Raw genomic sequence first — 12,901 nt, forward strand, 5'->3', positions numbered from 1 at the left:
TAGCAGTGGTAATTTCTGCTTGGACCCGCCGAGGTGCGCCGTGGATCTGGAACTCTCCGAGGAGCAGGCTGCCGTACGCCAGGTGGCCAGGGAATTCGTCGACCGCGAGATCGTCCCCAACGCGGGCCGCTGGGACCGGGAGGGGTCCATCGACCTCGCGGTGGTCCGGCAGCTCGGCAAGCTGGGCTTCCTCGGGCTGACGATCGACGAGGTTGACGGCGGTTCCGGCGGCGACCACCTCGCGTACTGCCTGGTCACCGAGGAGCTGGGGCGCGGCGACTCGGCCGTGCGCGGCGTGCTCTCGGTCTCGCTGGGCCTGGTCGCCAAGAGCATTGCCGCCTGGGGCAGCGAGCAGCAGCGGCAGGAGTGGCTGCCGCGGCTGTGCGCGGGCGAGGCGCTGGGCTGCTTCGGGCTCACCGAGCCGGGGACGGGCTCGGACGCCGCCAACCTCGCCACCCGTGCCCGCCGGGACGGCGGCGACTGGGTCATCGACGGCGCCAAGACCTTCATCACCAACGGCACCTGGGCCGACGTGGTGCTGCTCTTCGCACGCAGTGGCGACGAGCCCGGCCACCGCGGCATCAGCGCCTTCCTCGTCCCCGCCGACACCCCCGGGCTGGAGCGCCGCGAGATCCACGGCAAGCTCGGCCTGCGCGGCCAGGCGACCGCCGAACTGGCCCTGGACGGCGTACGGGTGCCCGACTCGGCCCGGCTGGGTCCCGAGGGCAAGGGCTTCAAGGTCGCCATGTCGGCCCTGGCCAAGGGGCGGATGTCGGTGGCGGCCGGGTGCGTCGGCATCGCCCAGGCCTGCCTGGAAGCCGCCGTCGGCTACGCGGGCCGGCGGGAGCAGTTCGGCGGGCCGATCGCCCGCCACCAGCTGGTCCAGGAGCTGCTGTCCGACATCGCCGTCGACGTCTCCGCGGCCCGACTGCTCACCTGGCAGGTCGCCGACCACGTCGACCGCGGGCTGCCGTTCGCCACCGAGTCGTCGGTGGCGAAGCTGTTCGCCTCCGAGGCCGCGGTCCGCGCTGCCAACAACGCGCTCCAGGTGTTCGGCGGGTACGGCTACGTGGACGAGTTCCCGGTCGGCAAGCTGCTGCGGGACGCCCGGGTCATGACGCTCTACGAGGGCACCAGCCAGATCCACAAGCTGCTGATCGGCCGGGCTCTCACCGGCGTCGCCGCGTTCTGAGTCCGCCTGCGGCGGTGCGCCCGCCCCCATGGCCCTAAGCGGCTGCTCAGCCCTCGTTGTATGGTGTTCGCCCCACCGAGGAGAAGCGGGGCGGCCACATGGCAGCGGAGGCATCCGGCACAGGAACACGGGCTGAGGGCACCGCCACGGGCGAGCCGTGGGGCGGCGTCGCACCGGACGCCGCACGCCGGCTGCTGCTCGCCGCGATCACCGCGTTCTCCGAACGCGGCTTCCACGCGACGACCACCCGCGACATCGCCGGCCGGGCCGGCATGAGCCCGGCCGCCCTCTACATCCACTACCGGACCAAGGAGGAACTCCTCCACCAGATCAGCCGCGTCGGCCACGAGCGTTCGCTGCGCATCCTCAGTGAGGCGGCCGAGAGCGGCGGCACACACGCCGAGCGCCTCGCAGCGGCGGTGCGCACCTTCGTGCGCTGGCACGCCGAGCACCACACGACGGCCCGGGTGGTGCAGTACGAGCTGAGCGCGCTGGGGGAGGAGCACCTCGCCGAGATCGTCCGTATGCGCAGGCGCACCGAGGACGTCATGCGCACGCTGCTGGAGGACGGGGCCGCCGCAGGCGACTTCGAGGTGGCCGACAGCCGGGGAACGGCGCTCGCGGTGCTGTCGCTGTGCATCGACGTGGCCCGCTGGTACAGCCCCGGCGGGCGCCGCACGCCGGACGAGATCGGCGCGTTCTACGCCGACCTGGTGCTGCGCATGGTGGGCGCCCGCCCCGGCGTGGGGGAGTAGGACCGCGCGCCGGGAGCGGCATGCGCCCCCGGCGCCGCACGCGCAACCGGCCCGGCCGCCGGGAGGCGGGCCGGGCCGGAGGGCCCGGCTGCCGCGACAGTCCCGGGGGCCGGGGCACGCGGGCTCAGAGGTAGAAGCGGCTGAGGCTCTCGGCGACGCAGACCGGCTTGTCGCCGCCCTCACGTTCCACCGTCACCTCCGCGGCCAGCTGCACACCGCCGCCGGCCTCGGTGACGTCCGCGATCCGCACGGTGGCCCGCAGCCGCGACCCGACCGGTACGGGGGCGGGGAAACGCACCTTGTTGACGCCGTAGTTGACGCCCATGCTCACCCCCTCCACCCGCAGCACCTGCGGCACCAGGACGGGCAGCAGGGACAGCGTCAGGTAGCCGTGGGCGATGGTGGTGCCGAACGGGCCGTCGGCAGCCCGCTCGGGGTCGACGTGGATCCACTGGTGGTCGCCCGTCGCGTCGGCGAACAGGTCGATGCGCTTCTGGTCCACCTCCAGCCAGTCGCTGGGACCGAGCACCTCGCCGACCGCGGCACGCAGTGCGTCGATCGAGGGAAAGACTCGCGGCTCCGCCATGCTTCACTGCCCTCCAGGAGATCCGTAACCAAGCGCTTGCTCAGCATGCTGCCCGCCCCGAACGGTGTCAACGCCCCCCGGCGGCCGCCGTCAACACCCGCAGCGCTCCCGGGGGCCGTGCACCGCTCGGCCCCCGGGAGCGGCTCACCACATCGGCGGCCTGCGGTGGGCCCACGGCCGGGCGGCCTCCAGCTGCGCCGAGAGCGACACCAGCGTGGCGTCCTCCCCGTAGCGGCCGGCCAGCATCACACCGATCGGCAGCCCCTGGGCGTTCCAGTGCAGCGGCACGTTCACCGCGGGCTGCCCGGTGGCGTTGAACAGCGGCGTGAACGGGGTGAAGTGGGCCAGCGCGGCGAACTCCGCCGCCGGGTCCGCGTCGTTGCGCAGCCCGCCCACCGGGGCCGGCGGGCGGGCGAGCGTCGGGCTGAGGACCAGGTCGTAGGCGCCCTCGGCGAGCAGCGCGTCGGCCACCATCTGCCCCAGCGCCCGGAACGCGTACAGCGCCTGTTGCAGGGCCACCCCCGACACCTGCCGGCCCAGCTCCCGCAGGTGCCGGGTCAGCGGCATCAGCAGTTCCTCGTCCTGCTCGGCCACCGGATGCGCGTTGGCCATCACCGCCCACACCGCGGTGAAGGAGTCCATCAGCGCCTCGTCGGCCGGCAGCGCCACCTCGTCGACCTCGTGGCCCAGTTCGCGCAGCAGCGCGACCGAGCCGTCCAGCGCCGCGCGGCAGTCCGGGTGCAGTTCGGCGCCCGGAACCGGGGGATCGGCGACCGCCACCACCCGCAGCCGGCCCGGCTCCCGCCCGGCGTACCCGGCGAACGTCTCACCGGGCGGCAGGGACGGCGCGCCGTACGGGTCGCCGGGCATCGGCCCGGCGAGCACGTCCAGCAGCGTGGCCGCGTCGGCGACCGTCCTGGCCAGCGGCCCCGACGTGGACAGCCCGCTGATGTCGTGCAGCACCGGCCCGCCGCTGACCCGGCCCCGGCTCGGCTTGATCCCGAACAGGCCGCACACCGAAGCCGGGATGCGGATCGAGCCGCCGCCGTCACTGGCGTGCGCGACGGGCGCCAGGCCGGCGGCCACGGCCGCCGCGGCGCCGCCGCTCGAACCGCCCGCCGAGCGGCTGGTGTCCCACGGGGTGCGGGCGGGCGGGCCCACCGCGTTCTCGGTGTAGCAGGGCAAACCGAACTCGGGCGTGTTGGTCTTGCCCGTCATGATCGTGCCGCCCGCCCGCAGCCGCGTCACCAGGTGGTCGTCGACGTCCGGCACGTGGTCGGCGTAGGCGCGGGAACCGAACGTGCAGCGCACCCCCGCCACCATGTTCAGGTCCTTCACCGGCACCGGCACGCCGAACAGCGGCGGCAGCGCCCGGCCCTCCCTGCGGGCCGCGGCGGCCTCGCTCTCCGCTTCCGCGGCCTGCTTGCGGGCCAGTTCCGGCGTCGGCGTGAGGAACGCGCCCAGCTCGCCGTCGAGGGTGTCCATCCGGGACAGGTAGTGCTCGGTCAGGTCGACCGGTGACAGCCTGCCCTCCCGCACCTCCCGGGCCTGCTCGGTCGCGCTGAGATCGTGCAGCTCCGCCATCGCCGTCCGCCTTCCGTCCGGTGCGTGCACCGCCCGCGGCCCGGGGCGGTGCCAGGCAGCATCGTCGCACTACCCCTGAGTAACCACCACCCTGCGGAACGCTTCACCCTCCATGCCCTGGTGCGCCGATATCAGGCGGCGCAGCACCGCGGCGAGCGGACTGCGCGGGGCGGCGTCGGGTGTGTCCACGGGCAGCAGCGCCCGGCCGCCCCAGGTCCGCCGGTGCCAGTCGTCGGGCGCTGTCGGCTGGCGGATGCCGAAGTGCTTCTGCCGCTTGCGGCGTCGGGCGAACTCCTCCTCGTACGCAAGCCACACCGCCCGGGCCTCCTCCAGCTCCTCCAGCGCCGCGACCAGCCGCGCCGGGTCCGGCTCGCGGTCCTCGGGGCTGAGACCCGCGCGGGCGCACAGGTGGTGCCAGGTCGCGCGGTGCCCGTAGGGAGCGAAGCGCTCCAGGCACTTGCGCAGGGCCTGGCGCCGCTCCGCGGGCGTGCGGCTGATGTCGCGTACTTGAGCGGCGAGCGCTCTGAAACCGGCCAAGGTAACCCACCTCCGACTGAGTCGACCGGAGTCGTCGGGTATGGGACGTAACCGGGAGCCGGTTGGATCCGCCCTTGTCAGAGGCTTTCCGCACCGCATACCGACCGGTTAGTCTGCGTCCGGGCGCCAGTGGGCACCGTCAGGAGGCAGCACGTGGACCACCAGGGTACGACCGCCGTCGTGACCGGCGCCGGCGGCGGCATCGGCGCCGCGCTGGCGCGCAGCTTCGCGGCCCGGGGCGCGCACGTCGCGGTCAACGACCTCGACGCCGACCGGGCCCGTGCGGTGGCCGCCGAGATCGGCGGCACCGCCCTGCCCGGCGACGCCTCCGACGTGGTGCCCGCCGCCCTGGACGCGCTCGGGCGCGTCGACGTGTTCTGCGCCAACGCGGGCATCGCGCCCACCGGCGGCCCCGAGACGGAGGACGCCGTCTGGGAGGCGGCCTGGGACGTCAACACCATGGCGCACGTGCGGGCCGCCCGGGCCCTGCTGCCGCACTGGCTCGACCGCGGACGGGGCCGCTTCGTGTCCACCGTCTCCGCCGCCGGGCTGCTCACCATGGTCGGCTCCGCGCCCTACAGCGTCTCCAAGCACGCCGCACTCGCCTTCGCGGAGTGGCTCTCCGTCACCTACCGGCACCGCGGAATCGCCGTGCACGCCGTCTGTCCGCAGGGCGTGCGCACCGACATGCTGCGCCGCTCCGGCGGCGCCGGGGCGCTGGTGCTCGCCCCGCACGCCATCGAGCCCGAAGAGGTCGCCGAGGCGGTACACACCGCCATCGACGAGGAGCGCTTCCTGGTGCTGCCGCACCCGGAGGTCGCCCGGTACGCCCGAGCCCGAGCCGGCGACCCCGACCGGTGGCTGCTCGGCATGAACCAACTCCAGCAGAAGCTGGAGACGGCGCAGGAGGAACAGTGAACACATCCGCAGCCGCCCCGCCCCCCGCCGCCGGCGGCCCCGCCGTGACCGGGGACGGCACCCCGGCGGCACCCGGGCCAGTCCCGCAGCGGCTGCTCGCCGCCGCCACCCGGCTGTTCGCCGACCGCGGCTTCGACCGGACGTCCGTGCAGGACATCGTCGAGGCGGCCGGCGTCACCAAAGGCGCGCTCTACCACTACTTCGGCTCCAAGGACGACCTGCTGCACGAGATCTACTCCCGGCTGCTGCGGCTCCAGCAGGAGCGGCTCGACGCCAGTGCCGACGCGGACGCGCCCGTCGAGGAGCGGCTGAGGGACGCGGCGGCCGACGTGGTGGTCACCACCGTCGAGAACCTCGACGACGCGATGATCTTCTTCCGCTCCATGCACCAGCTCAGCCCCGAGAAGCAGAAGCAGGTGCGGGCCGAACGCCGCCGCTACCACGAGCGCTTCCGCGCCCTCATCGAGGAGGGCCAGCGCAGCGGCGTGTTCCGCTCCGACACCCCCGCCGACCTGGTGGTGGACTACCACTTCGGTTCGATCCACCACCTCGGCACCTGGTACCGGCCCGACGGGCCGCTGACCGCGCGGCAGGTCGCCGACCACCTCGCCGACCTGCTGCTGCGCGCACTGCGCCCCTGAAGCGCCGCACCGACCGCACGGACGAGAGACACGACCGACGACCGACCGGATGGGAAGAACATGAAGGCATGGCGGGTCCACGAGAACGGCGAACCGGGCAAGGTGATGCGGCTGGAGGACGTGCCCGAACCCGTACCCGGGCCGGGTGAACTCCTGGTGCGCGTCACGGCGGCCAACGTCAACTTCCCCGACGCGCTGCTCTGCATGGGCCGCTACCAGGTGCAGCCGCCGCTGCCCTTCACTCCCGGCGTCGAAGTGTGCGGCGAGGTGCTCGCCGGTGAAGGCGCCGAGGCGGGCAGCCGGGTCATCGCCCAGCCGGTGCTGCCCGGCGGCGGCTTCGCCGAGCGCGCCGTGGTGAGCGCCGCCACCGCGCTCCCGGCGCCCGCCGCGCTGGACGACGCCGAAGCCGCCGCCCTGCACATCGGCTACCAGACGGGCTGGTTCGGCCTGCACCGCAGGGCCCGACTCCAGGCGGGCGAGACGCTGCTGGTGCACGCCGCGGCCGGCGGCGTGGGCAGCGCCGCGGTGCAGCTCGGCAAGGCGGCCGGCGCCACCGTCATCGGTGTCGTCGGCGGCCCGGAGAAGGCGCGGGTGGCCCGCGAGCTGGGCTGCGACCTGGTGATCGACCGGCGCACCGAGGACCTGGTGGCAGCTGTGAAGGAGGCGACCGGCGGCCGGGGCGCGGACGTGGTCTACGACCCGGTGGGCGGCGACGCCTACGCCAAGTCGGTCAAGTGCATCGCCTTCGAGGGACGGGTGGTGGTGGTCGGTTTCGCCAGCGGCGCCGTGCCCACCCCCGGCCTGAACCACGCCCTGGTGAAGAACTACTCGGTGCTGGGCCTGCACTGGGGCCTCTACCAGAGACACGACCCGGCGGCCGTGCGGGACTGCCACACCGAGCTGACCGCGCTCGCCGAACGGGGCGCCGTCCGCCCGCTGGTCAGCGAGCGGGTGCCGATGGACGCCGCGGGTGACGCCGTGCAGCGCGTGTACGAGGGCACCACCACGGGCCGTGTGGTGGTCCTGCCGGCCTGAGCCTCGACGCGGCACAGCACTTCGGCCCGGACCGCACGGTCCGGGCCGAAGCCGTCCGCGGACGGGGCCGAAGCCGTCCGCGGACGAACGTCCGTGTCAGGCCCGGTAGCGGGCCAGTTCGCGGCGGGCCAGCGAGCGTTGGTGCACCTCGTCCGGGCCGTCCGCCAGTTGCAGGGTGCGCGCGGACGCCCACAGCTCGGCCAGCGGGAAGTCCTGGCTGACGCCGCCCGCGCCGTGCAGCTGCACCGCGCGGTCCAGGATCGACACGACCGTGCGCGGCACCGCGATCTTGATCGCCTGGATCTCGGTGTGCGCGCCCCGGTTGCCGACGGTGTCCATCAGCCAGGCGGTCTTCAGTACCAGCAGCCGCAGCTGCTCGATCGCCACCCGCGCGTCGGCGATCCACTCCTGCACCACACCCTGGTCGGCCAGTGGCCGGCCGAAGGCGGTACGCGACACCGCACGCCGGCACATCAGCTCGACACCGCGCTCCGCCATGCCGATCAGCCGCATGCAGTGGTGGATGCGGCCCGGGCCCAACCTGGCCTGGGCGATGGCGAAGCCGCCGCCCTCCTCCCCGACGAGGTGGTCGGCCGGCACCCGCACCCGGTCGAAGACGACCTCGGCGTGGCCGCCGTGGGAGTGGTCCTCGTAGCCGTAGACCTGCATCGCCCGGCGGACCTCCACTCCTGGCGCGTCCCGCGGCACCAGCACCATCGACTGCTGGCGGCGTGGGTCCTCCGCGTCGGGTGAGGACTTGCCAATCACGATGAAGATGCGGCAGTCGGGGTTCATCGCTCCGGAGATGTACCACTTGCGGCCGCTGACCACCCACTCGTCGCCGTCCCGCTCGATGCGCGTCTCGATGTTGCGCGCGTCGGAGGACGCCACGTCCGGCTCGGTCATGGCGAATGCCGACCGGATCTCCCCGGCCAGCAGCGGCTTGAGCCACTGCTCCTGCTGGGCCGCGGTGCCGAAGTCGGCCAGCACCTCCATGTTGCCGGTGTCCGGCGCGGCGCAGTTCAGGGCGGTCGGCGCCAGCTGCGGACTGCGGCCGGTGATCTCCGCCAGCGGCGCGTACTGCAGATTGGTCAGCCCCGCGCCGTGCTCGGCGTCCGGCAGGAAGAGGTTCCACAGGCCCAGCGAGCGGGCGCGCTGCTTCAGCTCCTCCACCACCGCGGGTGTGTCCCACGGCGAGTCCAGGGCGGCTCGCTGCTCGGCGGCGACCGCCTCCGCGGGCAGCACGTGCTCGTCCATGAAGGCCAGCAGCCGCTTGCGCAGCTCCTCGGTCCGGTCGTCAAGGGAGAAGTCCATGGCGGTCAGCCTTTCCGCAGGGTCGTGAGGCCGTGGTCGGTGAGTACCGGGACGAGCGCGCCGATGCGGTCGAAACCCGCGCCGACCGTCTGCCCGAGGGTGAAGCGGTAGTGGATGCCTTCGCAGATCACGGCGAGCTTGAAGTAGGCGAAGGCGGTGTACCAGGCGATACGGGACACGTCGCGGCCCGAGCCGGCCGCGTACCGCTCGACCAGCTCCACCGGGTCGGGGTGGCCGGGGGCGTCGCGGGTGGTGCTGATCGGGGCGCCCGCCACCCGGCGCTGCTCGCTGTACATCACCAGCAGCCCGACGTCGGTGAGCGGGTCGCCCAGGGTGGACATCTCCCAGTCCAGGACCGCCGAGATGCGGTCGTCCCCGGTGACCAGCACGTTGTCCAGCCGGAAGTCGCCGTGTACGACGGTGGCCGCGAGGGAGTCGGGCAGTTGCTGCCCGAGTGCGGCGTGCAGCTCGTCCACGCCCGGCAGGTCCCGGCTGCGGGAGGCGTCGAGCTGCTTGCCCCAGCGGCGCAGCTGGCGTTCGAGGAAGCCCTCGGGCCGCCCGAAGTCACCCAGCCCCACGGCCTGCGGGTCGACGGCGTGCAGCGCCACGAGGGTGTCGGGCAGTCCCAGCACCACCTCGCGCGTGCGCTGCGGTCCGAGCGCCACGAGCTGCTCGGCCGAGCGGTAGGGCGTGCCCTCGACCAGCTCCATCACGTAGAACGGGGCGCCGATCACCTCGGGGTCCTCGCACAGCAGGTCGGCGCGCGGCACGGGTACGTCGGTCGGTCCCAGGGCCCTGATCACCCGGTACTCGCGCGCCATGTCGTGCGCGGTGGCCAGGACGTGGCCCAGCGGCGGGCGGCGCACCACCCATGAGGAGCTGCCGTCGGTCACCCGGTAGGTGAGGTTCGACCGCCCGCCCTCGATGAGTTCGGCGCTGAGCGGCCCGCCCGCCATGCCGGGCCGCTCCCGGTCCAGGTGGGCCCGCAGCCGCGACAGGTCGAGCCCCGGCGGGTTGCCTTGGGTCATCGTGCTCCTTCCAACCGAGTGGGACGGGAACGACCGAACAGCCGGCCAGCACAGATCATGCCGACTAGTCGGTATGGAGTCCAGAGCTGGGCGCGCGGGATGTGTCACGCCCGCCCGCCGGTCGTGCCGGGCCAACGGTCAACGAAGCAGCACGAAGCCCAGCGCCGCCAGGGCCAGCGTGCCCCCGGTCACCAGCCAGACGGTGCCCGGCGCCACCGGCGCGGGACGTGCCGTCGCCAGCCCGCGCAGGCGGCGGTGGGCCGTCAGCAGCAGCGCCGCCCACACCACGCCGGCCGCGGCGATCGCCAGCCACCCCTCGGGTCCGCTGCCGGAGACCAGCGCCTGCCGGACGAACAGCAGCACCGCCACCGACGCGGCCAGCGTGGTGCGGCGCCACGCCAGGCGGGTCCGCTCCGGCTGCACCCCCGGGTCGCGCCCGGCGCTCACCCGCTGGTCCGCCCCAGCAGCACCGCCGCCGCGACCAGCACCGCGGCGGCGGTCGCGCCCAGGGCGAGCAGGGCGGGGAAGCGGGTCACGGGCAGGTCCTCGCCCCTGCGCATCGCCCGTTCGCAGCGCGTCCAGTGGTTGACCGCCCGCACCGCGCACACCGCGCCGCCCAGCAGCAGCGCCACCGCGATGGTGGTCCGCACCGCCCAGTCGAGGCCGGTGAGGAACTGGTCCACCGCGATGCCGCCGGCCACCAGCGCCAGCGCGGTGCGGATCCACGCCAGAAAGGTGCGCTCGTTGGCGAGCGAGAAGCGGTAGTCCGGAGTACTGCCCTCCTCCTGCAACCGCCGCGGGGAGAACCACAGCCGTACCGTGGCCGCCAGGGCCCCAACCCTTCCGATCATGCTCCGACCCTAAGCGCTTGCCGGTCGGCCTTCACGGCACGGCCCCGGGGCTCCGCGCCCGCCCGGCCGGGTGGGCCGCAGTTCCCGCAGCCGCCGATGGCACTCCAGGCCGTCCGGCACCACGTCCCACTCCGGCAGCCGCCGCTCCAGCTCCTCCTCCGGCAGGAAGTCCCACCAGCCGACCTCGGAGGCCTGCGGGTTCACCGGCGATCCGCACACCACCTCGTACACCTGGACGAACCAAAGGTGCTCCGGTGAGGAGTAGAGGAACTTCAGCCGCCGCTCCGGCCGGGGCAGCCCGCTCACCCCCAGCTCCTCCCGCGCTTCCCGCAGCGCCGCGGCGTCGTAGCTCTCGCCCGCCCCGACCACGCCGCCGACCACCACGTCGTAACGGGCGGGGAAGACCAGCTTCCCCGCCGTCCGCCGGTGCACGAAGATCCGGCCGTGCCGGTCCCGCACCCGGACGGCTGCGGTCCGGTGGGCCAGCCGCCGCGCGGTGACCTCGCCCCGCCTGCCCCGGCCGACCACCCGGTCGTCCGCGTCCACGATGTCCAGCAGTTCGTCCTCGTCCACACCCCCATTCAACAACCCCGCCCGGTGCCCTGCGCGGACTCCCGAGCGACACCGTGATCAATGGCGTGCACGACTGTTGACGGGCGTACTACCGCCGAGTAAGCCTTGCGGGCATGGCGTATGACGCGGACGTAGTGGTGATCGGGGCGGGCCTGGCGGGACTGGCCGCCACCGCCGAACTGGCCGAGGCCGGGCGCAGGGTCATCCTGCTCGACCAGGAACCGGAGCAGTCCCTGGGCGGGCAGGCCCACTGGTCGTTCGGCGGCCTGTTCTTCGTCGGCTCCCCGGAGCAGCGCCGGCTGCGCATCCGCGACAGCTTCGCCCTCGCCTGGCAGGACTGGCAGGGCGCCGCCGGGTTCGACCGCGAGGAGGACCACTGGCCGCGCCGCTGGGCCGAGGCGTACGTCGACTTCGCAGCGGGCGAGAAGCGCGCCTGGCTGCGCCAGCAGGGGCTGCGCCTGTTCCCCGTGGTCGGCTGGGCCGAACGGGGCGGCTACCACGCGACCGGCCACGGAAACTCCGTCCCGCGCTTCCACATCACCTGGGGCACCGGCCCGGGTGTCGTCGAGCCCTTCGCCCGCCGGGTGCGCGAGGGCGTGGCCCGCGGCCGGGTCGAGCTGCGGTTCCGGCACCGCGTCACCGGGCTCTCCCGCTCGGCCGGCTCCGTCGACACCGTCACCGGCGACGTCCTGGTGCCCACCGCCGCGCCGCGCGGCACCGCCACCTCGCGGGAGACCGCCGGCAGCTTCGAACTCCGCGCGCAGGCGGTGATCGTCACCACCGGCGGCATCGGCGGCAACCACGAACTGGTGCGGGCCAACTGGCCCGCAAGCCTCGGCAGGCCACCGCGCCGGATGATCACCGGCGTGCCCGAGCACGTGGACGGCGCGATGCTCGGCGTCGCCGAGCAGGCCGGCGCCCGGCACATCAACCGGGACCGGATGTGGCACTACACCGAGGGCGTGGAGAACTGGGACCCGATCTGGCCCAACCACGCCATCCGCATCCTGCCGGGACCGTCCTCACTGTGGCTGGACGCCACCGGCAAGCGCCTGCCGGTGCCGCTGTTCCCCGGCTTCGACACGCTCGGTACGCTCCGGCACATCATGCACAGCGGCCACGACTACACCTGGTTCGTGCTGACGCAGAAGATCATCGAGAAGGAGTTCGCACTCTCCGGCTCCGAGCAGAACCCCGACCTGACCGGGCGCAGCATCCGCCAGGTGCTGGGCCGCGCCCGCTCCGGAGCGCCCGCCCCGGTACGGGCGTTCATGGAACGCGGCAAGGACTTCATCGTCGAGCGCGACCTCGACACGCTGGCCGCCCGGATGAACGACCTCACCGGGGACGGCCTCATCGACCCGGTGGCGCTGCGCCGCGAGATCGAGGCCCGCGACCGGGAGATCACCAACCCCTTCACCAAGGACCTCCAGGTGACGGCGCTGCGCGGAGCCCGCGCCTACCTCGGGGACCGGCTCATCCGGGTCGCCGCCCCGCACCGCCTGCTCGACCCCGCCGCCGGGCCGCTGGTGGCCGTGCGGCTGAACATCCTCACCCGCAAGTCGCTCGGCGGGCTGGAGACCGACCTGTCCTCCCGCGTCCTGTCCGAGGACGGCACCCCGCTGCCGGGCGTCTACGCGGCGGGTGAGGCAGCCGGCTTCGGCGGCGGCGGCATGCACGGATACCGCTCGCTGGAGGGCACCTTCCTCGGCGGCTGCCTGTTCTCCGGCCGCACCGCGGGCCGGGCGGCGGCCAAGGCCGTGGGCTGACCCGCCCGCACGGGGCCGCCCGCCGCGCGGTCCCTGCCCCCACCCCCACTCGGCTCAGCTCCCACCCCCCACGCGGCTCAGCTTCCACCCCCCCACGCGGCTCACCCCCCCCACCCCC

The 12,901-nt window shown here is 74.0% G+C and carries 13 protein-coding genes and 1 pseudogene; 6 read left to right on the top strand and 8 right to left on the bottom strand.

The window, feature by feature from the left end:
• The first annotated feature begins 40 nt into the window (after positions 1–40).
• Positions 41–1,192, top strand: coding sequence for an acyl-CoA dehydrogenase family protein (locus tag QNO07_RS20155; protein ID WP_283993590.1), 1,152 nt, complete (start codon positions 41–43; stop codon positions 1,190–1,192).
• 98 nt (positions 1,193–1,290) lie between these two features.
• The gene (locus QNO07_RS20160) at positions 1,291–1,947 is read left to right on the top strand and encodes a TetR-type transcription factor C-terminal domain-containing protein (protein WP_283993591.1); all 657 of its coding nucleotides are present in this window, start codon (positions 1,291–1,293) and stop codon (positions 1,945–1,947) included.
• Positions 1,948–2,071: 124 nt separating this feature from the next.
• Here QNO07_RS20160 and QNO07_RS20165 read toward each other — a convergent pair whose 3' ends face one another.
• From QNO07_RS20165 to QNO07_RS20175, 3 genes and pseudogenes are all read right to left on the bottom strand, one after another.
• Positions 2,072–2,533 carry a MaoC family dehydratase gene (locus QNO07_RS20165; RefSeq protein ID WP_283993592.1) on the bottom strand — a complete coding sequence of 154 codons (462 nt, stop codon included), beginning with the start codon at positions 2,531–2,533 and terminating at the stop codon, positions 2,072–2,074.
• A gap of 144 nt (positions 2,534–2,677) precedes the next feature.
• Positions 2,678–4,117, bottom strand: a complete 1,440-nt coding sequence (locus QNO07_RS20170; RefSeq protein WP_283993593.1) for an amidase — start codon at positions 4,115–4,117, stop codon at positions 2,678–2,680.
• A 123-nt stretch (positions 4,118–4,240) separates the two neighbouring features.
• Positions 4,241–4,654: pseudogene (locus QNO07_RS20175) on the bottom strand (hypothetical protein); the annotation flags it as partial.
• A gap of 153 nt (positions 4,655–4,807) precedes the next feature.
• On the opposite strand from QNO07_RS20175, the gene QNO07_RS20180 reads away from it, so the two are divergent.
• The 3 genes from QNO07_RS20180 to QNO07_RS20190 are packed head-to-tail and all read left to right on the top strand — an operon-like array spanning position 4,808 to position 7,248.
• Positions 4,808–5,572: an SDR family oxidoreductase gene (locus QNO07_RS20180; RefSeq protein ID WP_283993594.1), complete on the top strand. Its 765-nt coding sequence runs from the start codon at positions 4,808–4,810 to the stop codon at positions 5,570–5,572.
• Between the two features lie 44 nt (positions 5,573–5,616).
• Positions 5,617–6,213, top strand: a complete 597-nt coding sequence (locus tag QNO07_RS20185; RefSeq protein WP_283993611.1) for a TetR/AcrR family transcriptional regulator — start codon at positions 5,617–5,619, stop codon at positions 6,211–6,213.
• A 60-nt stretch (positions 6,214–6,273) separates the two neighbouring features.
• Positions 6,274–7,248: an NADPH:quinone oxidoreductase family protein gene (locus QNO07_RS20190; RefSeq protein WP_283993595.1), complete on the top strand. Its 975-nt coding sequence runs from the start codon at positions 6,274–6,276 to the stop codon at positions 7,246–7,248.
• A gap of 96 nt (positions 7,249–7,344) precedes the next feature.
• On the opposite strand, the gene QNO07_RS20195 is transcribed toward QNO07_RS20190, so the two are convergent.
• From QNO07_RS20195 to QNO07_RS20215, 5 genes are all read right to left on the bottom strand, one after another.
• Positions 7,345–8,562: an acyl-CoA dehydrogenase family protein gene (locus QNO07_RS20195; RefSeq protein ID WP_283993597.1), complete on the bottom strand. Its 1,218-nt coding sequence runs from the start codon at positions 8,560–8,562 to the stop codon at positions 7,345–7,347.
• Between the two features lie 5 nt (positions 8,563–8,567).
• Complete coding sequence (locus QNO07_RS20200) at positions 8,568–9,590, bottom strand: phosphotransferase family protein (protein ID WP_283993599.1); 1,023 nt, start codon at positions 9,588–9,590, stop codon at positions 8,568–8,570.
• Positions 9,591–9,728: 138 nt separating this feature from the next.
• Entirely contained in the window at positions 9,729–10,037 is a 309-nt protein-coding gene (locus QNO07_RS20205) for a DUF202 domain-containing protein (RefSeq protein WP_283993600.1), read from the bottom strand.
• On the bottom strand, positions 10,034–10,441 hold the full coding sequence (locus QNO07_RS20210) for a YidH family protein (RefSeq protein ID WP_283993602.1): 408 nt from the start codon (positions 10,439–10,441) through the stop codon (positions 10,034–10,036). The genes QNO07_RS20205 and QNO07_RS20210 overlap by 4 nt, the downstream gene beginning before the upstream one ends.
• A gap of 9 nt (positions 10,442–10,450) precedes the next feature.
• Complete coding sequence (locus QNO07_RS20215; RefSeq protein WP_283993603.1) at positions 10,451–11,014, bottom strand: NUDIX domain-containing protein; 564 nt, start codon at positions 11,012–11,014, stop codon at positions 10,451–10,453.
• A gap of 113 nt (positions 11,015–11,127) precedes the next feature.
• On the opposite strand from QNO07_RS20215, the gene QNO07_RS20220 reads away from it, so the two are divergent.
• The gene (locus QNO07_RS20220) at positions 11,128–12,783 is read left to right on the top strand and encodes an FAD-binding dehydrogenase (RefSeq protein ID WP_283993604.1); all 1,656 of its coding nucleotides are present in this window, start codon (positions 11,128–11,130) and stop codon (positions 12,781–12,783) included.
• Positions 12,784–12,901 lie beyond the last annotated feature (118 nt).

Source organism: Streptomyces sp. 549, from assembly GCF_030124175.1.
GTDB lineage: Bacteria > Actinomycetota > Actinomycetes > Streptomycetales > Streptomycetaceae > Streptomyces.

Coding starts and splice junctions, on each gene's coding strand:
- QNO07_RS20160 (WP_283993591.1), top strand. CDS start 1,291: ATGGCAGCGGAGGCATCCGGCACAGGAACACGGGCTGAGGGCACCGCC.
- QNO07_RS20165 (WP_283993592.1), bottom strand. CDS start 2,533: ATGGCGGAGCCGCGAGTCTTTCCCTCGATCGACGCACTGCGTGCCGCG.
- QNO07_RS20170 (WP_283993593.1), bottom strand. CDS start 4,117: ATGGCGGAGCTGCACGATCTCAGCGCGACCGAGCAGGCCCGGGAGGTG.
- QNO07_RS20190 (WP_283993595.1), top strand. CDS start 6,274: ATGAAGGCATGGCGGGTCCACGAGAACGGCGAACCGGGCAAGGTGATG.
- QNO07_RS20195 (WP_283993597.1), bottom strand. CDS start 8,562: ATGGACTTCTCCCTTGACGACCGGACCGAGGAGCTGCGCAAGCGGCTG.
- QNO07_RS20200 (WP_283993599.1), bottom strand. CDS start 9,590: ATGACCCAAGGCAACCCGCCGGGGCTCGACCTGTCGCGGCTGCGGGCC.
- QNO07_RS20210 (WP_283993602.1), bottom strand. CDS start 10,441: ATGATCGGAAGGGTTGGGGCCCTGGCGGCCACGGTACGGCTGTGGTTC.
- QNO07_RS20220 (WP_283993604.1), top strand. CDS start 11,128: ATGGCGTATGACGCGGACGTAGTGGTGATCGGGGCGGGCCTGGCGGGA.